Genomic DNA, 19,800 nt, shown 5'->3' with positions numbered 1-19,800 from the left:
TACATAAAACAAACGTTACATTTGCGTTACGAACGTTTCATGTTAGAATATGTACGTACAACTCTTTAAACGACAACGAAAGTAGTGGATGGCGTGAAGCCGAAGTATCAGGTCATCATCGATGATATTAAGAGCCATATCCTGTCGGGAACGTACAAAACCGGCGATCAAATTCCGACGGAGTCCGCTTTGCAGGAAAACTACGACGTCAGCCGGCAGACGGTGCGGAAGGCGATTCTGGAGTTATCGAACGAGGGGTTTCTCCGAAGCGAGAAGGGATCCGGCACTTACGTCAGCGGCCAATATCGCTCCAGGTCGGGCGGGAAAGCCATGAAAAGGACGATCGGCGTCATCACGACTTATATTTCGGATTACATTTTCCCCTCCATCATCCGGGGAATCGAAAGCCGGTTAAACGAAGATAATTATTCCTTGCTGTTAGCGAGTACGAATAACGATATCGCGCAGGAAAAAAAGGCGCTCGAGATGATGCTCTCCTACGGCGTGGACGGACTGATCGTCGAGCCGACCCGAAGCAACGTATACAACCCCAACATCGCTTACTACCTGTCGTTTAAGGAGCAAGAGGTTCCGTTCACGATGATCAATGCCTACTATGAAGAGCTGGAGGTTCCGTTCTTCTGTCTGGACGACGTGCAGTCCAGCTACCTCGCAGCGCGGGAACTGATCGCGAAAGGACATCGCCGGATCGGGATTGTCGCCAAAATGGATGATTTGCAGGGGAAATATAGAATGAAAGGCTATATTAAAGCGCTTGGGGAAGCCAAATTACGGTTCCGCCCCGAACACGTGCTTTCTTTCGATACGGACACGAAGCCGGATCTGTCTGCCGATTTGGAAGAGTTTCTGGTCGGTTACCGGGACGAATTGACCGCGCTGGTGTGTTACAACGACGAGGTCGGCTTGGAAGTCGTAAACGTCTGCAGAAAACTGGGGATTTCCATTCCGGACGAGCTATCCGTCATCGGCCAGGACAACTCGTATATCGCCAAAAACGCGAACATCAAGCTCACGACGCTGACGCACCCCCAAGAACAAATGGGGCGCGACGCGGCGGATTGGGTCATCAAAAGCTTACAAGGCAAAAAAGACTTGCCCGCCACCACCTATTACGAACCCGTTTTAATAGAAGGAGAAACCGTAAAAACGATTGAGGAATAGGTACGGCAAGTTTGAAAAGGCGAGGCCTCCATCTTAGCGGGATGGAGGCCTCCGGCATTTTAATTATACTTTCGGTTCCGTTGCTTACCCTCCGATTTGCTGTTTGTACGCATCCAGCTGCTTCTGCAGCTCCGCCACCACTTTATCGTAGCCCGCGGACTTCAGCTGGTTCCGGAAATCGTTCACCGCTTTCTCGGGATCGCCGGCTTTGCCGAACACGATGGCAGGAAGCGATTGGCTGACCACCTGCGTGATGGCCGTCAGTTCGTTGTTGACCGGGTTTTTGTCGAAGACGAACCGGCCGTACGGATAAGGCTTTTTGATTTGGTCGTAGGAGGCGTACAAATCCTTGTAGCCGTCCCACAACGTGCCGTCCGGAATCTCGTTCTTGTCGATTCGGCCTCCCCAGAAGTCCGAATAGAAGTCATCCTTCTGGACATCGTATCCGTCCGGGCGGTAACGCTTGCCGTCTTTCACCACGTACTGCACGCCTTCGATGCCATAGTTGAACAATTTGTAAATTTCCGGATCCTGGCGAAGCAGATCATACACCATCAGAGCGCGTTCCGGATTTTTGCTGTGCGCTCCGAGCGCGGTCGCGCCGTGCGTGATGGACATCGAGACGAGATTGTTCCTTGTCGCCGACCACGGGAAAAATTGCAATTCGGAGCCCGGCTGCAGTTGGTCCATCTTGTACCTTTCACCCAGGAAGGTTTGCGTGTGATGCTCGACGCCTCCGGACTTGCCTGCTTCCAGCGCGGTTTTGGCGTCGCCTTTGTAGCTGAGCACGTCTTGGCGCCAGTAGCTTTTGTCTCCCCACTCCTTCATCAGCTTCGCGAAGTTCAGGAAGGTGTCTTCGAACACCGGGCTGCCGGCCGTGAACTTCTGGTCGTAGGACGGAGCATAGAAGATACCGATCGGCCCGGTGCTGACCGGCAGGGAGATCGCATCGCTGTAGGAATTCACGTAACCGTCGAACATCTCCAGGTTGGTCCCTTCCGAATCCCACGGAATGACGCCCGGTTTCTTATCCTTGATGCCCTGGAAGTATTGGCCCAGCGTCTCGAAGTCCTTGATCGGCGACGTAATGCCGAGTTCCTTCGCCCAGTCGCCGCGGTAAATGAATCCATGGTTGACCCATTGCGTGTAATGATCTTCCGGGATCATCATGATCTGGTTTTTGTATTTGGTTTCCGCCCAATCTTCCTGCGGCACCTCTTGCCAAGTGAGCGGCGCATACTTCGGCAGCAAGTCGTCCAGCGCCATGAAGGCGCCCTTCTGCGCGTTCGGCCATGCGTCGAGCCAGTCCGTGGCGGTCGTGATCAGATCGAGCGATTCGCCGGAAGCGAGCAGCAAGTTGTATTTCGTCTGCCAATCCGCCCATTCCACCCATTTGATTTCCAGGTTCGCATTCGCTTTCTGTTTGAGAAGCGCATTGACTTTCTCCATGACCTTCTCGAACTGGCCGTTCGTCGGCTTGTTGCCTAGCATGACGTACGAGACGGTGACGAACTTCGAGGTGTCGATCGCCCCGTTGTCCGTGGACGCGGATCCCGAAGCGGACGCTTTGCCTCCGTCGCTGCCTTTGTCCGTCGAATCGGCCGAATTTTTGCTGCCCGAGCAAGCCGCAAGGCTGAGTGCGAGCACGGCCGCCAAGACCCCGCCCAACATTTTGCGAAACGATAAATTCTTCACACCTTTGCCTCCCCTTTTTCGAAAATATTGTTGTATTGAACAGACAAGGCCTGCCCTGCCTGCGACAACCGTTCAGCCTTTGACCGCACCGACCGTAATCCCTTGAATGAAAAACCGTTGAACGAGCGGGTAGAACAAAATGACGGGACCCGTCGCGACGACCGCCGTCGCCATTTTCATCGATTCGAGCGGCATGTCGCGGGGCTGGATGTTCGAAGCGACCGAGGAGTTCCGGACGAAGTCGGCGCTCGTCACCACGTTGTACAAGAAAAGCTGCAAAGGTCTGTAGCTCATGTTGGGAGAAAGGAACAGCATGGCGTTGTACCATTCGTTCCAGTAGCCGATCGCGATGAACAATCCGATCGTGGCCAGCGCGGGCGTGGTCATGGGGAGGATCAGGCTCATGAAGATGCGGAAGTCGCCGGCGCCGTCCATTTTGGCGGATTCGGTAATGGCGTGCGGAATGGATTTGACGAAGCTTTTCATCATGATGATGAGAAAAGGCGTCATCAAGCCGGGCAACAGGACGGACAGGTAGTTATCCTTGAGTTGGAACCATTGGGTCATGATGATGTAGAACGGGACGACGCCTCCCTGGAACAGGGTGGTGAAGTAGATGAAAAACGAGATGGCGTTGCGTGACCGAAAGTCCGGACGTTGCAGCGCGTAGCCGGTCATCGCGACGATGAACAGTCCAATCGCCGTACCGACGATCGTGATGCAGACCGTGACGGCATAGGACCCGACGATAAGATCCGGATTTTCGAACACGATTTTGTACGCGAACGTGCTGAAATCACGGGGCCATAAATTGTAGCCGTGCAAGGTGATCGTCTTCTCCGCCGTGAACGAGGTTCCCAGGACCAGAAAAAACGGAAGCACGCAGAAAAGCGCGAACAGGCCGATCAGCGCGTAGCCGAATCCGCGTACCGCCGCGGACGTGAAATCGTTCCCTCGGCGGCGGGCCGTCGTGGATGCCATAAGCCCTCCCTCCTTCCGACTAGAACAGCGTATTTTCCGGAGACATTTTCTTGACGAGCCAGTTGGCGGTCACCACGATGAAGAAGCCGAATACCGACTGATACAGGCTGACGGCGCTTCCGAGCGGGAAGTTGAAGTTGTTCATCAGCGAGCGGAAAACGAACGTCTCGATAATGTCCGTCGAATTGAACAGCGCCGAGTTGTTCGCGCCGACGAGGTTGTAGAACAGCCCGAAATTGCCGCGCAAAATGCCGCCGAGCGAGAACAGCAGCAGGATGATGAACGTCGGTTTCAGCCAAGGCAGCACGATGTAGCGGATGCGCTGCAGGGCGTTCGCGCCGTCGATTTCCGCCGCTTCGAGGATTTCCGAGTCGAGGCCCATGATCGCCGCGAAATACACCACGGAGCCATAACCCGTCGACTGCCACAAGAAAGTGACGAGAATGATGAACGGCCAAATTTTCGGATTGGAGTAGGTCTGGATCGGGTCGGCGCCGAGCGACTTCAGGACGCTGTTGAGCAATCCGTATTCGTAGCTCAGGATGTTATAGGCGATCAGTCCGACGAGCACGAAGGAAATGAAATAAGGCAAAAACATGAGCGACTGCGTGAACTTCTTGAACCATCTCGTCCGCAGCTCGTTCAGCAGGATGGCGATCAGGATCTGCAGCCCGTTGCCGAAAACGATGAAGGCGAGGTTGTAGGCGATCGTGTTGAAGGTAAGCCGCCAGAGCGTACCGGAATGGATGAGGAATTCGAAATTGTCCATGCCGACGAAAGGGCTGCGGAACATGCCGTCGGAGTAGTTGAAATTCACGAACGCAAGGTAGAGGCCCGGCATCGGCAAGTAAGACATGACCAGGAAAAACACGATGGCGGGCAAGCACATGAGCATTAAAGTCCTGTCGTTCCATAGCTGCTTCGTTTTGGCGGCAAGCGTCGTTTTCGGCTTCGTCGCAGGCAATCGCTCGGTTACGATCTCCACGGGTAACACCTCCTCAGACAGGGATAAAGTCCAGAGAAACCAACCGGCCCGGCGATTCGGCGTCCACCGCTTCCAGCAGAATCGATAACTCTTGCCGGGCGTCGTCGAACCAAGGACCCGGGAGGTAGAACGAGTCGGGACTTCCGCCGGTCATGACCGGCCTCGCGGCGCCGCCCGGCAGCCACAGCCGCCCGACGACCCTGTCGGCGAAGAAGACGGTCAATTTCAGTCCGCTGCCCTCAACTTTCACGCGCCATCCGTTGTTGGCAGCCGAGTTGGCGACGGCGCCGGACAGCCAAGCGGTCGCTCCCGGCTCGAGTTGGATCGGCAACTGTTGGATGTGGCCGCTTTGCTTGGCCGCTTTCGCGTGAGCCTGCAGCTCCGGTTCCTCTCCGGCTCGGACGGTGTAATCGCCGGCCTCGAAGCCTTCGTATACTCGAACGCGTCCGGTCGGCAAGCCCAACACTTTCTGCAGGAAAACGGTAAACGCTAGGGTGTCGCCGGGTACGACGTAAGGCGTGAGATCGACGTAAGGATCGAACGGATGTATTTCGACCGGTACACGTCCATTCACGCTGAGTTTCGCCAGCGCTTGAAGGCCCTCGAAATGGACCGTCCACGAGTCGGCTTCCGCGGAGACTTCGAATTCACGGCGGTATATCTCGTAAGCGGGATGGTCGGACGACAGCCATCCGCCGAAGCCCACGACCGGCCATTCCCCATCATCCGCATTCTCCTCCGGAATGGCGAACGAGTCGTCCTTGGCCCGGCACACTCGCCAGTTGGAGGTGATCTCCTTGACGTCGGTGACGGCCGTGATGCCGGTTAACCCTTTTAAGGCGTTAAGCCTCAAACCAGGAAGCCGGAGGTCGTCGAAATTCGTGTGCCCCCAGATCTCCACCCGCGCCTGCAGCGGCAGGATTTCCTCGGTGCGAGTCTCGTGAGGCAAGAAGGTGCTCCCGCCTCCCGGCACGACGGTTCCGGCGTATCGTCCTCCGGCATATAGCGACACGACGTCGCCGGCTTGGCGGACGAGGAAGCCTTGAAGCCGTTTGTGTTCCGGCAGGCGAACGGTCGCTCCGTACCAGGAGAATCCTCGATACACCCCCAAGTTTTCCAGGTGCTCGGCACGAGCTTGCCCGCTGGAGACGGCTGTCGCCTCCGTGGGCGTTACGGCTGGGTCGCTGATCGATAATGTCCAATCCACCGTCAATCCGGTATCGGCATAGACGCCGCCCGTCTTCGGTTCGGCCAAGACCATAGAACCCGACGGGGACACCGCTTCAAGATAAAGGGCTGCCATTCGATCGGTAATCACGATCGTCAAAGCTCGTTCATCTTCCGTGGTCAACACGCATCTCCCTGGGTCTTTGCCGTTAAACGTGATAAGGAGCCTTTCTCCCAGCCTGTCGGCCGATACGCCGCCATCGGTCGCGATTTGAGCCGTTTGCGGGAAGTCGAGCACGATTTCGCCCGGCGCGTCATCCGTATGGAACGCAAGCAACGTACCGGCTGCCAACTGCTCGGCGTGGTAAAGTTCCGCGGTGGAATACGCCAGGCTGCCCGGCAAATTCCACGTCGAGAGCGCAAGATTCGCCGGCAGCGCAAGCGATCGGCCGGCGGCCAGCTTGATCGTACCCTGCCGGGGAATGGTGCTGCCGTTCGCTTCTTGCAGCACGGCTTCCTTCGCGGCGTCGGTACCGTTCGTCAGGAAAATCAGGCTGCCGCCCCCGCTGCCCAACCGCAAGGCAAACGGGCCGAACAGACCGTCTTCCTTGCCGCCGTTGTCTTTTAAAGACCACGCCTCCAGCGATTCCGGCACGGCTTCCGCGAGCGATGTACCGTATGCTCGGATCAGCCTGCCGAGCAGCCGGCCTTCATACGCTTCCTCGCGCAGATGGCCTTCCGGGGAAATCATGCCGCCGAAATCGTAATCGGAAGTCATAAAGGCGAGCGGTTTGCCCCAATTGTTCGTCGCGTTCGTGAATCCGAAGTCCGTGCCCGAAACTTGCAGATAAGGACCGAGCAGCTTCGCGCCGCCGGAAAGCAGCCTGCGGAGCAGAAAGTGGCTTCGGTTCGTCTCCGTCACGAGAAGCGGGAAATCCTTGTCGGCCAAAACATTCCGGTAATGGAGCACCTTGCGTTCGAACTCCGGATCGCGGTCGTTCGGGTAGAAGTTGCAGGTCGGCATAACGCCTTCCGCGAATCCCGAAGCTTCGAGTAACCCTCCTTGGCCGGCGCATGCGATCAAGGGAACCGAGATGCCGTTTGCCGCAGCCAGATCTCTCAGCCGTTCCATGTATCCTTGAGGATCGGCGCAACCGTAAAAATCAAGCTCGTTGTCCAGCTGCACGCATACGACGCAGCCGCCTCCATTCAACTCGTGGCGCCCGATGATGGACAGGATCCGGCCATACCATTCGGCCACGTACTGAAGAAACAGCGGATCGTTATCCCTGAGCCGGATGCCCGGCTTCGTGAGAAGGTAAGCGGGAAGGGCGCCGCCGTCCCACTCGGAGCAGATATAGGGACCGGGCCGGGCAACCACCCATAAACCCGCTTCCGCTGCGAGACGAAGGAACTCCTCCGCATCCCTGTCACCGGTAAAATCCCATTCCCCTTCCCGCTTCTCGTGGAAATTCCACGGGAAATAAACGTCGATGCCGTTGTAACCCATGCTTTTGACCTGATCCATTCTCTCCCGCCACGACTCGCGCGGGATCCGGAAATAAAAAAGCGAGGCGCAGAGCAGGACAACGGATTCCCCGTTAATGCGCACCGCGTTGCGGGTGAAACGGACGGCGGGTTCCGTATGCACGCTTCCGTTCATCGTATAAGCTCCTTCCGGTCTGCGGAATGAATAATGAAACCCGTTTCATGAAACCCGTTTCACAAATCGGCAAATAGAGACCCATTTCTCCATTCCTCTATCTTGAGAAGCCCAGGGAAGTCGGCAGCCATGAGGTCGGATGAATGAAACGGGTTTCATAAATGCGTTTTGTAAGTGCTTTCAAATACAGTTTAATGATATTGGTGCATCACTGTCAATATCAACCATTCAAAATCTGGTGGAATTATTTGTTCAAAAGTTGTGATTTCTTGCGCGGTCTGCGTATCAACGGGGCGCCGTCGTTTCGCGAACGACTAATTCGGGCTGGAGGATCGACGTCTTGCGCACTTTCTCCTTGCTGATCAACTGGTGCAGGATCTGCGCGGCCGTGCGGCCGAGTTCATTCGCCTTGAGCGAAACGGTCGTCAGCTCCGGCGTACTCGCCGAGGCGAACGGAATGTCGTCGTATCCCACGATCGAGAGATCGCCAGGAACGCTTAATCCCGCTTTGTACGCGCCCTTCATCACGCCGATCGCGACCAGGTCGTTCATGCAGAAGACGGCGGTCGGACGTTCCCGCTGCTCGAGCAGCTGCCGAATGAACCCTACCCCGCTCTCCACGGAAAATCCGTCGCCAAGCACCCACTCTTTGCGCACCTTGAGCCCGTACTGCTGCATCGTTTTGACCGCGCCCGCCGTGCGCTGGATCGTATTCCTCATATGGGGGTAGCCTCCAACGATCGCGATGTCCCGGTGTCCCAGCTCAATCAAGTGCCTGGTTGCGAGCTCGGCGCCGAGGCGTTCATCGATGCACACCCGGTGAAGCGACGTTCCGGGCAAGTCTCCGTTAATTAGCAGAACGGGCACCCGTTTGCCGATCTCCAGCACTTCCGACGTCAGCTCTTCCCTCGGTTTGGCCAGATCCACTCTCCCTCCGAGCATGACGATTCCGTCCACTTGTTTCTCGCTCAGCGCGCTCAAATACTGGGATTCCCGACCGTACTGGTCCGCCATGTCGCCGTTCGCGGAGACCGTATCGCACAGAAAATAGGTGTAACCGTTGTCTCGGGCTTCCCGGTCGAATCCGGATAACACTTCGGGAAAAAAAGGATTCGTGATGTCGGGGAGGATGATGCCGATCATGCCGGTTTCTTTCTTGCTCAAGCTTCTGGCGAGGGCGTTCGGCTGGAACTGGTACTTGTTGATCAGCTCCGTAATGCGGTCTCTCGTTTCCTTCTTGACGGGGGCCGTGTTGTTCAGCACCCTGGAGACGGTCGCCACGGACACGTTGGCTTCCTTTGCGATATCATAGACCGTAACCGTTTTCAAATGGCTCACCTTTTCCGCTGTTCATCCGTGGATCACCCCAAGCATAGCAAAATTGGCGACCCTTGGAAACTGCGGAAAACGAAAACCCCTGCCGGCCGACAGGGGTTTCCCGCTATTATGCAAACGCTCGATCTTGTCCTTTGTCGGACGCGCCGGCGTTTTTGTTCGCGGCGTCCCGGTCCTGCTTCATCTCGTCCATCGTCTTGACGTGCAAACGCGCGGCGCCTCGATAACCCTCCCGTGTCGCGACGCGCGGCCCTTCCGCCAATCTCTTCTTCGCGGCCGCGATGGCTTCTCCGTATTGAGGCAGCCATCGTTCCCCGGCGACCAGCATTTCATCGACCATTTGCCAAATTTCGTTCGGATTGCACACCGCCCCGACCAACGGATCCATCATGAAAGCCTGGCGCAGCAGACGGTCGTCGCCGTGAACCGCGGCTTCCACCGCCAACCGTTGAACGGAAATGCTGACATTGCACACTGCGGCAGGTCCCAATGGGAGTTCCCCTACAAGCGGCATGGAGATGCCGTTTCGATCCACATAGCCCGGGGCCTCGATGACCGCGTCGTCCGGCAAGTTGGAGATGACCCCCTTGTTGACGACGTTGAAATGGCCTCGGTAGGCCCTTCCGGTTTCCAGGCCTTCGATGATATACGAGCCGTGCTCGCGGCTGCGCTCTTCCGATGCGTATTTCAGCGCCGGGTCCTTCATCCAATTCGGAAAATCGGTCTCAAACCAGTTGCGGCCTTCCGTGCAGACGCGGAGGTAGCCCCCCGTTTCCCCGTTGATCCAGCTTCCCAAGTCGATCCAATCTTGAATCTCATCCGGGCGTTTGCGATACCAGGGGACGTACTCGCTCAAGTGTCCGTTCGACTCGGTGCTGTAGTACCCGAACCGGCGGAGCATGTCGATCCGCACCTTCTCCGTCCGGCTGAAATCCGGATGCTTCTCGAACGCTTCCAGCAAGCCGCCCGTGAGATCCTTGCCCTTGTGCCGGATCTGAATATACCAGGTCTGATGATTGATCCCCGCGCAGACGATGTCGACTTCCTCTTTCGGAAGGCCGTACGCTTCCGCGATTTGCTCATGACCGTGCTGCACGCCGTGGCAGAGACCTACGGTGCGGACGCCCCCGTATTTGTTGCAAGCCCATGTCAGCATCGCCATCGGATTCGCGTAATTGAGCAGCAGCGCATCCGGAGCCGCGACCTCCCGAATATCCTTGCAAATGTCCAGCATCGCCGCGATTCCGCGCTGGCCATACATGATCCCGCCGGCGCAAAGCGTATCGCCTACGCACTGGTCGACTCCGTATTTCAGCGGAATGTCGACATCGGTCGCGAAAGCTTCCAGTCCGCCCACCCGGATCGTGCAGATCACGTACTTAGCTCCGCGAAGCGCCTCCCTGCGATCCGTCGTGGCTGTGACCGGAACGGCCAGGCCGTTCTCGCGGATATCCCGCCGGCATAGTTCCGTGACCATTTGAAGATTATGCTCGCTGATGTCCGTAAAAGCCACTTCGATTCCGCTGATTTCCGGTACGCTAAGCAAGTCCCGCAGCAGTCCGCGGGTAAATCCGATGCTGCCTGCTCCGATGAACGCGATTTTGAAAGACACTCCGATCTCCTCCTCCATGGCGATGGACCGAACTCTTCGGTTACACCCCCATTCTAGCAAGAGAAGCGAAAGCAACGTTATCGAAAACGAAACCCGATGGGCCGCCTACTGTCAGAAATCCTCACTTTTTTATGCGTTTTCACCTCAATAGCCCCAAAGCTGCACGCCCTCCGATTGCCTGTATTCGAGCGGCGTCCGGTTCGTATGCTTCTTGAACACGGCGTGAAAATACTGGCGGCTCCGGATCCCTACGTAATCGTAAATTTCGGTCACGGGGATGTTCGTTTGTTTCAGCAGCATTTTGGCTTTCTCCATGCGGATGTCCGTCAACGCGTCGATCAGCGTCCGCCCCGTGGCGGATTTGAAGATGCGCTGCAAGTACCCTGGATGCAGGTTGACCGCCGATGCCACATCCGTCACGCGGATATCGCGGTCGTAGTTTTGCGACAAAAAATCTAGACTCTGGCGGACATACCGGTCCTCCGGCCGGCCTTGATCGGCGGCTTGTTCTTCCCGCAGTCTCGCGATCCGAATCAGCAGTTGCGCGAACAAAACGTGGGACAAACCGCTCCCCTGCGTACCGTGAGCGTCGAGCTCGAGGACGAGGCTTTTGAGCGAATGGTAGACGTCGTCCGGATCCCGAAGCACCAAATAAGGGGCCGGCTCCGCCAGCAAATCCTCAAGCTCGGGTTCACCCGCCCGCAGTTGTCGAAACGACAGCGTCCCCAGGTTTCCCGGCCGAAAGCCGAACTCCAGGTTCAGCATTCGGCAAGAGTTTTCCACTATCAGCCGGTGGGGCACATTGAACCCGATCACGATAAACTCGCCTTTCTTGAGCTCGACTGCACTGTCCAGCACTTCGACGCGGCACGTTCCGCTCATGACGAACATGATTTCCGTCGACTCGTGGCGATGCGGCTCCGGCATTCGGAAATCCCGCCATTGTTTGAAATAATAGGCGTAAACGTGGGGCTGGATCTCCGTTCCCGCTTCCTGCTCCGCGTCTACGGGAAACAATCCGCCGAGCTTTCTAGCGGTCATGGACATTCGTTCAACACCAACACTCCGTAAGGCTCGAGCACGACATTCCCTTCCAGGGAGTTTCCGCTCAGCAAATCGACAACGCTGCGTTTCAAGTGCAACGTTACCGGTTCTCTCGAATAATTAAGCGCGAAAATAAAGGCTTCACCGCTCTCCGGATGACGGCGGACGGCGATCTCAACTTCAGCAGGCGCGTCAATGACGTCTGCCGCCGTTGTCCGCAGGCCCAGCTCCGGCAGAAGCTTGCGCACGACGGCTTCGTTGAAGGCGGCGCCGTAATAGTAAACGCGCCCTTGGCCCACCGAGTTCACGGTCAAGGCGGGTTTGCCCGCGTAATAATCGGAAGCGTATTCGGCGATCACTTTTACGCCGTCCGACTCTACGCTCAAGATATCGTTGAAACCGTCGGCCTTAAGAGTGTCGGCAGAGGAAGACTCCTCGCCAATCCAATGAAGCGAGGGTGCCGGCACGGTTCCTTTAATGAGCGTGAAATCCTCGACCGTCACGCCGCACAAGGAAGCGGCAAGCCCGGGGAACGGCATCATGCGGGTATGTCCGAATTCGTTCTTGTAGCCGGTACGTGCGCCGAACAATACGGTGCCGCCGGCCTCCGCGTACGAACGGAGAAGCGTCGCGGCAGCCTCCGTCAGGATGGCCGGATGCGGATACACCAGCACGCGGTAACGCCGCAACTCGTCCAGCGCGGTTTCCCCCGTCAGCGTGAGCGAATCGGCCGCGATATGTTCCCGCTGCAGCGTTTTAATCCAGGCACTCACGCTTTTGGCGGTCAGCGGGCCATGCCACTCGTCGAACTCCCCGTCCCAAACGTTGTCATAGTCGCCGACGATCGCGACGTCCGCTTCGTAACGGCTTTGCGCGAGCTTCTCGCCCACCCGGGCGAGTTCTTCGCCAACGCGCGCGGCCTCACGGACGCGGCGGTTCGGCCGGTTGTGATAATCATTGATGCCGTGCCAATAGATTTCGGATCCGAACGTTGCCGTGCGCCAACGGAAATAAAGGACCATATCGGCGCCATGAGCGATCGATTGATACGTCCAGAGCCGCATTTGACCGGGTCGCGGCGAAGCCATCGAGATCCGGTTCACCCATCCTCCCGGTCCGGACTGCTGTTCCATCACGCAAAAATTCGGGGAAATGGAACGGACGCCGCTCAAATTCCAGCTCCATTTTCGATCCAGCAAAGGATCCGGTCCCTCGTCCGGATAAATCGATGAGAACTGCGGATAGGAGTCATAAGAAATGAAATCCAGCAGCTCGTCTGTGAGCCGATGACTATCGAGATGGCCGAACAAGCCGTTCGTCGTCACCCAGTGCCGTTCCCCGACGACTTCCCGCAAAATATCCGCTTGGATGCGGGCGAACTCGATCGCGCTGTCCGAAATGAACCGCTTCTCGTCCAGTGCCTGATGCGGGTTGGGGGAGTTGGCGGGTGTCGGCCTGGATAGATGGACTTGCTCCCACGCGGTATACGTTTGGCTCCAGAACACGGTACCCCAAGCTTTATTGAGAGCATCCAGGGTGTCGTATTTCCGCTCCAGCCACCCGCGGAACGCGGCATGGTCCGCATCCGAATAGAAGACGTTGACTTCGCAGTTCAGCTCGTTGTCGATTTGCCAGCCCACGACGGCCGGATGGTCCTTGAAGTGCTCGGCCATTTCCCTGGTGATCCGGGCGCAAAGCTGCCGATAGACCGGACTGTTGTAATTGTAATGCCTCCGCATGCCATGCCGGTAAGGAATACCTTCCAAAGTGGCGTTCAGCGTTTCCGCATAGCGGTGCGTCAGCCATGCCGGCGGCGTGGCGGTCGGCGTGCCCAGAATAACCTGGAGGCCGTGCCGGTGAGCGGCATCCAGCGCCCGGTCGAATAGATCGAACCGGAACATTCCTTCCTCCGGCTCCATATACGCCCAAGCGAATTCGGCCACGCGGATGATCGAGAAGCCGAGCTCCCGCATGCGGCGGAAATCATCCTCCCACAACGTCTCATCCCATTGCTCCGGGTAATAGCACGCGCCCAGACGGACGGTCTTTTCCTTCAACGTTTTTGCCACGCCCCGCATCCTCCCCGTCGATATTCATGATAAAATATTGCGTCTAAACATCTCGTCTCTTTCATTTTATAATGATTATATCGAGTGTAAATAATAGCTTCTTGCGAACAATATCACGTACGGTGGGTTCATTTCGTATGGAAGCAGATCGCTTATGAGTCGGGCTTTACCCAAAGCAGCTATTTCATCAACTTGTTCCATCGCATGAACGGGATGACGCCGCAGCAGTTCCGGGATTTGTGCGGGTAAAGTCCTTTTCGGGGCGCATAAAATCCGCCGCGCGGATTCATGTTAGTCGCATGGCAAAAACATCTTCAACGCACGAAAACACTGCGGATCATGACAAAACCATGAAATGGTGGCAGTTGTCCCTGCTCGGGGTCGCCTGTACGATCGGCACCGGCTACTTCCTCGGATCGGGCATCGGCGTCCGTTTGACGGGACCATCGATTTTGCTGTCTTTCCTGTGGGCGGCCGCGGCCACCTATATCGTCTTCGACGCCCTTTCGCGAATGACGGCCAAGGAGCCGGTCGAAGGGTCGTTCCGTTCGTATGCCAAAAAAGCGTTCGGGCCTTGGGCGGGGTTCTCCAGCGGCTGGGTCTATTGGTCGGCGGAAATCCTTATCTCGGGCAGCCAAATGACCGCGTTGTCGTTGTTCAGCCGTTATTGGTTCCCGCAAGTCCCGCTATGGATTTTCGCGGCCGGTTACGCGGTGCTCGGTCTCGCCGTCGTATTCTCCGGCACGAAAGGTTTCGAGCGGGTGGAGCATGTCATGGCCGCCCTGAAAATCATGGCCATCCTGCTGTTCCTCGGATTGGCCACTTCCGCCTTAATCGGATGGCTGGATGCCAAAAAGCCCGTTCCGTCGCCGGGGCAGGCTTTCACTCCGCCGTTTCCGGGCGGCTTCACGGGATGGTGGTCTTCGCTCATCTACGCCTTCTATTCCTTCGGCGGAATCGAAGTGATGGGTTTGATGGCGATGCGCCTGCGCCGTCCCGAAGAAGCGCCGAAAGCCGGCCGCGTCATGCTTTCCGTCCTAACCGTCATTTACTTGGCGTCGCTGGGACTCGCGGCATGGTTAATGCCATGGGGCGCGCTCCCGGCCAAAAAAAGCCCTTATGTTGCGTCGCTGGCGAATTTCCGCCTGCCGTTCGTGCCTCACGTGTTTAACGGCGTATTCATTTTAGCGGGCTTCTCGACGATGATCGCCTCGCTGTTCGCCATCACGAATATCATGGTGACGCTCGCCAAAGATGGCGACGCGCCGCGCGCGTTAGGCAAGAAAAATGGCCGGAGGCCTTTGCGGGCACTCGGTTTAACGACGGCCGGAATGGCCGCTTCGATCGTGTTTTCTTTCGCCATGCCGGGCACCGTCTACGAATATTTCACGACGGCGGCCGGTTTGATGCTGCTGTTCAACTGGCTGTTCATCCTGATGTCCGCGGGCAAAATCCTGGAGCTTACGAGATGGGGGCAGATCAAACGTTGGATTGGGGTCGCGCTCATCTCCACGGCCATGCTCGGAACCGTATCCCATGCCACCAGCCGGCCGGGTTTGTGGATCAGTCTCTGTTTTCTCGCGGTCATCGCGGCGATCACTTTCATCATGGGCCGTATCCGGCGAAAGTCTCGTTCCTCAGGCTCAGGCGAGAAGCATCTGAAGGCCTTGGATCCCGAAGTAGCCGCCGAATCCGATCAAGGAAAAGCCCGAAACGACCGATATCCCCGTCAGAAAACCCCGGTTTACGTATTTTCGGAAAATGCCCGCGATGCCGGCCATCGTGAAATCCCAGATCATGATACCGGCGATGATGCCGCTGCTGTAGTATATCAACTGGGAATGGTCGGCGACGGCAGCGGTCTGGGCCAGGACGGACCCAAAGATGCCCAGCCAAAACAGGATGGATAACGGACTGGACGCGGACATCAAAAACCCGGTCAGCAATGTCTTGCCGAAGGAGGCTATGCTTCTTTCCTCGTTGATCTGGACTTCCTTGGCTTTCAAAAGGCTCTCTACCCCCGTATAAGTAAGCACGAAGGCGCCGAAGAGCCAAAGGAACGTTTTGACGAACGGTTGGTTGACCAGATGGACGACCCCAAGGAACACGAGCACCATGTAAGAAATGTCGGCGATCATCGCGCCGAGCCCGATCAGCCAGGCGTGCAGGAAGCCGTTTTTGATGCCCTTGTCGATCTGGGCCGCGTTAATGGGGCCAAGCGGCGCGGAAATCGATAAGCCTAGGATTATGTAGCTGAGGAAAACGCCCATTCAACACCCTCCGAGTATAAGATGAATGGTACAAGTTTATTCAGCCCGGAGGGGTTGTACGACTGCCGAAAACGAAAACCGCTCTCCGTCGAGAGCGGTTTTTCGGCGACTGAATCCTATACGGTCACGTCCGGATGCGGCGGCACCGCATGTTGCACCTTAACCGGTGCGGTCTCGCGGACACCGAACGAGCAAAGGAACACCGCGATCGCGGCTCCGATGGGAATCCACATCGAAGCGGAAAGGCCGAAGTTGTCGGCGAGCACGCCCGATAAGACCGGACCCAGCGTACCTCCGATAAGCTCAGCCACGAGCAGCAGAATCGCGATTGAGGAGGCCGCGAATTTACGCGGCACGGATTCGGCGGGAATGATCGCGACGACGAGCGGTTGATAGCCGTTGCCGAGCGCCAGAACGATCAGGCAAACGAGAAGAACGGCGTAGTTTTGATAGAACAGGATGATCGCGATCGGCAGGAAAATGGCGACGAACGAGAACAAGATCAGCGTCGGCTTGCGGCCGATCCGGTCGGAGATCGCCGGTGCCGCCGCTTGTCCGATGAAGATCAGGAGACCGAACAAGCCCAGCGCGGCCGAGCTGGCGCCGTCGCTGTATTTCGCCTCGTCGATCAGAAGGTTAGGCAGATACGTGGCAATGCTGAGCAAGAACATGATGTTGCCTACCGACAGAATCATCCCGAGCCAAATGTTCCTCCGTTTTAACAGCTGGAAAAACTCTTTCCGCGTCGGCTTCGAGTTTTCCTCCGGGCCGACCGCCTCAGGATGGATAACCGGCTTGCGCAGAAACTTCATGAGCACGAGGGCCATCACGAACGCCGGTATGGCCGTGACATAGAAGGCGCTTCGCCAACTGATCGCGGTGGCCAACCCGATGGCGATGACCGGTGCCAAGGCACTGCCGAACAGATTGGACGCGCTTTGAATCAGTCCCATGTTGAAGCCTCTGCGCCGCGGCGTCGACTCGGCCGCGACGATCGATTGAATGAGCGGCACGACCGGGCCTTCCGCGGCTCCCATGAATGCCCGCACGAGCAGCAGCGAACCGAGCGAGCCGACGAGTCCTCCCAGGAACGTGGCGACGGAGAAGATCAGGATGAAGACGACCAGCATGCCTTTTTTGGAGCCGATGAAATCGGACAAACTGGAGAACACCATCGTCGAGATGGCCCAAGCGATGCCAAGCACCCCGACGGTCAAACCGATCTGTGTGTTGTTCATGCCCAAATCGGGCGCCATGTACGGGAACAGGTACAGAATGTTCAGCCGTTCGAAGAACACGAGACCGAATACGATGAACATCATCAGAACCAAGCCGTTTTCGTACGTCCGCCATCCTTTTCTTTTCTCCATCTTCATTTACGCTCCTTGAGATTCAGACTCAAATCGAAACGCTTTCATGAAAATGCCCGGAAAATCAGTCATACTGCATCGGCAAACCGACGTAATTTTCCGCAAGACTCACCGACGCCGCCCTAGACGATGTCACGTAGTCCAGCTCCGCGAGCTGGATTTGCCTCTCGAACGGCGAATGGTCGAAATTCCGATGCAGCAAGTTCGTCATGAACATGGAGAACCGCTCGGCCTTCCATACTCTCCGCAGGCAAACTTCGGTATAACGCTCGAGCAGATCCGGCCGGCCTTGCTTGTAATAAGCCTCAAGCCCTCTGACCAGGAATTGCGTATCCGCCGCCGCCAAGTTCAAACCCTTCGCCCCAGTCGGCGGAACGATATGGGCCGCGTCCCCGGCCAAGAATAACCTGCCGTATTGCATCGGATCGCAGACGAAGCTGCGCATCGACACGATACCCTTCTGGAAAATCGGGCCTTCAATGAGGTTGAACCCCTCCCTGGTTTCCAGCCGCGTGTGCAGCTCGCTCCAAATCCGGTCGTCCGACCAGTTCGCGATGTCATCCTTGGCGTCGACCTGCAGGTAGAGCCGCTGAATTTGCGGAGAACGCGTGCTGAGGAGCGCGAAGCCTCGATCATGGTTGGCGTATATCAGCTCCAGCGCGGAGGGTGGGGCTTCCGTCAGGATGCCGAGCCACCCGAACGGATACAGCTTCTGATATTCCGTGCGGATCGATTGCGGAATCGCGGGCCGACTCGGACCGTGAAAGCCGTCGCATCCGGCGATGAAATCGCAATGGATTTCCTGAAGCTCTCCATCCTTGTCGGGGCGGAAACGGATTTTCGGCGACGAGCCGTCCACGTCGTGCAGACTTACGTCCCCGACGTTGAAGTGTATCGTCCCCCCCTGCCGCAAGCGAGCCGCGACCAAGTCTTTGATCACCTCATGCTGCGCGTAGACGGTGATGTACTTTCCTTGGGTCAGTTCGTGCGCGTTGATCCGGTGTCCTTTACCGTTGAATCGCAGCTCGAACCCTTCGTGGAAATGGCCTTCCTTCATCATCCGATCCCCGACGCCCAGACGGTTCATCAAGTCAACGGTTCCTTGCTCCAGCACGCCGGCGCGGATCGTTCCCTCGATCTCCTCGCGGGTCCGGGACTCGACGATGACGGATTCGATGCCGATCTGATGAAGCTGATGCGCGAGGAGCAAACCCGCCGGACCGGCTCCGATGATTGCGACTTGCGTACGCGTGATCCCCATTCGTGCGTCACCTCCAGTGCAAGAGCCGTCACGAGTTATTGCTTTTCAGCAATAACTCGGAGACTTGAGCCAAAATCTGTCTAAGTTATTTGATTTGGGCAATAAAAACCTCATCTTTCCACCCAGAATCGGAAATCTAAGGAGATTTAGTGTCCGAAAGCAATAAAACGGGTCCTACCGCCGACAAATCCGATGAGTTATTGCTCAAAAGCAACAACTCGGCGTCCTCAAACTTTCATCAAAGAGTCAAACCCGTTTCGGACCAGCTTCGCCGGCGGCCACTCGCACAAATCGAAGGGATAATCGGTCCCTTGCGTCACTCGATCAATGCCTGCGGTACGCACCAAGTGGTGCAGGGAGCTTTCGCTCCACAGCACGGAGTCGTACCAGAAGCGTTTGACTGCATCGATCGGCGATTCGCTGAGCGAAGCCGCCACGGCCGGCCATTGCTCGCAGCCTTTGGACAACCGACCGATCTGGTACGGCATGAAGCCGCCGCCGTGTGCCAGAAGGATTTTCGCGCCCGGGTAACGTTCGGCGTATCCATTCAGCAGCAAGGCGGTGGCGCACACCGTCGTTTCCCACGGTACGCCGATCAGATTCGGAAGCATTTTCTGCCGCAGGCGCGGGTCCTCGCAAAGCAGCGGATGGACGAACACGATGGCCCGCAGCCGGTCCGCCGTCTCCCAGAAGGGCGCGAACGCTTCGTCGCTCAGCAGCTTTCCCGACCACGAAGAGGCGACGATCGCCCCGCGAAGCCCGTGGCCCATCGCCCGTTCGAGCTCAAGCGCGGCGGATTCCGGATCGTTCATCGGCAATGTGGCGAGCGCGGAAAGCCGGTCCCGATGATTCCCCACCCAATCCGCCATGCCGTCGTTATAGCAGCGCGACAGCTCCAGCGTGATTTCCGGCGCGAAATCGTACAGGAAAAGCTGCGGAATCGGCGATACGAGCGAGTGCAGGATACCGGCCTCGCGCTGCTCCGCCAGATAGAGCTCCGGATTCACGAAGGCTTCCTTCAGCTCGAACTCCCACTTGCCGTTCACGCTGAGAAAATCCGCCTTGCCCGGCTGCTTCCGAAACTGGGCGTTCACCCTCATGCTGTTATCGAGCAGCCAGTCCATCGCCTGCGGAGGAATGAAATGCGTATGGGTATCGTTCATAGG

The 19,800-nt window shown here is 57.2% G+C and carries 14 protein-coding genes and 1 pseudogene; 3 read left to right on the top strand and 12 right to left on the bottom strand.

Going from position 1 to position 19,800, the window contains the following annotated elements; genetic code table 11:
- The first annotated feature begins 93 nt into the window (after positions 1-93).
- Complete coding sequence (locus EAV92_RS02690; protein ID WP_123039648.1) at positions 94-1,182, top strand: GntR family transcriptional regulator; 1,089 nt, start codon at positions 94-96, stop codon at positions 1,180-1,182.
- A gap of 84 nt (positions 1,183-1,266) precedes the next feature.
- On the opposite strand, the gene EAV92_RS02685 is transcribed toward EAV92_RS02690, so the two are convergent.
- The 8 genes from EAV92_RS02685 to EAV92_RS02650 all read right to left on the bottom strand — a co-directional run bounded on the left by EAV92_RS02685 (position 1,267) and on the right by EAV92_RS02650 (position 13,733).
- Entirely contained in the window at positions 1,267-2,877 is a 1,611-nt protein-coding gene (locus EAV92_RS02685; RefSeq protein WP_338134392.1) for an ABC transporter substrate-binding protein, read from the bottom strand.
- Positions 2,878-2,949: 72 nt separating this feature from the next.
- Positions 2,950-3,858, bottom strand: coding sequence for a carbohydrate ABC transporter permease (locus EAV92_RS02680; RefSeq protein WP_123039647.1), 909 nt, complete (start codon positions 3,856-3,858; stop codon positions 2,950-2,952).
- Between the two features lie 19 nt (positions 3,859-3,877).
- Complete coding sequence (locus tag EAV92_RS02675; protein ID WP_123043530.1) at positions 3,878-4,753, bottom strand: ABC transporter permease; 876 nt, start codon at positions 4,751-4,753, stop codon at positions 3,878-3,880.
- Between the two features lie 103 nt (positions 4,754-4,856).
- Positions 4,857-7,673, bottom strand: a complete 2,817-nt coding sequence (locus EAV92_RS02670) for a beta-galactosidase (RefSeq protein ID WP_123039646.1) — start codon at positions 7,671-7,673, stop codon at positions 4,857-4,859.
- 285 nt (positions 7,674-7,958) lie between these two features.
- A complete protein-coding gene (locus tag EAV92_RS02665; RefSeq protein ID WP_123039645.1) occupies positions 7,959-9,002 on the bottom strand; it encodes a LacI family DNA-binding transcriptional regulator in 1,044 nt (347 codons plus the stop codon).
- A gap of 115 nt (positions 9,003-9,117) precedes the next feature.
- Positions 9,118-10,620 carry an alpha-glucosidase/alpha-galactosidase gene (gene melA / locus EAV92_RS02660; RefSeq protein ID WP_123039644.1) on the bottom strand — a complete coding sequence of 501 codons (1,503 nt, stop codon included), beginning with the start codon at positions 10,618-10,620 and terminating at the stop codon, positions 9,118-9,120.
- A 144-nt stretch (positions 10,621-10,764) separates the two neighbouring features.
- Positions 10,765-11,661 carry an AraC family transcriptional regulator gene (locus EAV92_RS02655; RefSeq protein ID WP_420888819.1) on the bottom strand — a complete coding sequence of 299 codons (897 nt, stop codon included), beginning with the start codon at positions 11,659-11,661 and terminating at the stop codon, positions 10,765-10,767.
- Entirely contained in the window at positions 11,658-13,733 is a 2,076-nt protein-coding gene (locus EAV92_RS02650) for a beta-galactosidase (protein WP_420888800.1), read from the bottom strand. The genes EAV92_RS02655 and EAV92_RS02650 overlap by 4 nt, the downstream gene beginning before the upstream one ends.
- Positions 13,734-13,823: 90 nt before the next feature.
- Between EAV92_RS02650 and EAV92_RS25100 the strand changes: the two genes are divergently transcribed.
- Both EAV92_RS25100 and EAV92_RS02640 read left to right on the top strand, forming a co-directional pair.
- The gene (locus EAV92_RS25100; protein ID WP_123043529.1) at positions 13,824-13,982 is read left to right on the top strand and encodes an AraC family transcriptional regulator; all 159 of its coding nucleotides are present in this window, start codon (positions 13,824-13,826) and stop codon (positions 13,980-13,982) included.
- 50 nt (positions 13,983-14,032) lie between these two features.
- Positions 14,033-15,166 (top strand): annotated as a pseudogene (locus EAV92_RS02640) (amino acid permease); the annotation flags it as partial.
- A 210-nt stretch (positions 15,167-15,376) separates the two neighbouring features.
- Here EAV92_RS02640 and EAV92_RS02635 read toward each other — a convergent pair.
- The 4 genes from EAV92_RS02635 to EAV92_RS02620 form a co-directional block, all read right to left on the bottom strand.
- A complete protein-coding gene (locus EAV92_RS02635) occupies positions 15,377-16,003 on the bottom strand; it encodes a LysE family transporter (protein ID WP_123039641.1) in 627 nt (208 codons plus the stop codon).
- A 116-nt stretch (positions 16,004-16,119) separates the two neighbouring features.
- Positions 16,120-17,373, bottom strand: a complete 1,254-nt coding sequence (locus tag EAV92_RS02630; RefSeq protein WP_164472611.1) for an MFS transporter — start codon at positions 17,371-17,373, stop codon at positions 16,120-16,122.
- A 64-nt stretch (positions 17,374-17,437) separates the two neighbouring features.
- A complete protein-coding gene (gene pobA / locus EAV92_RS02625; RefSeq protein ID WP_123039639.1) occupies positions 17,438-18,634 on the bottom strand; it encodes a 4-hydroxybenzoate 3-monooxygenase in 1,197 nt (398 codons plus the stop codon).
- 227 nt (positions 18,635-18,861) lie between these two features.
- A complete protein-coding gene (locus EAV92_RS02620; protein WP_123039638.1) occupies positions 18,862-19,797 on the bottom strand; it encodes an amidohydrolase family protein in 936 nt (311 codons plus the stop codon).
- Between the last annotated feature and the right edge of the window lie 3 nt (positions 19,798-19,800).

The organism is Cohnella candidum (genome assembly GCF_003713065.1).
GTDB classification, from domain to species: domain Bacteria; phylum Bacillota; class Bacilli; order Paenibacillales; family Paenibacillaceae; genus Cohnella; species Cohnella candidum.
This window is presented reverse-complemented; position numbering and strand designations above follow the sequence as displayed.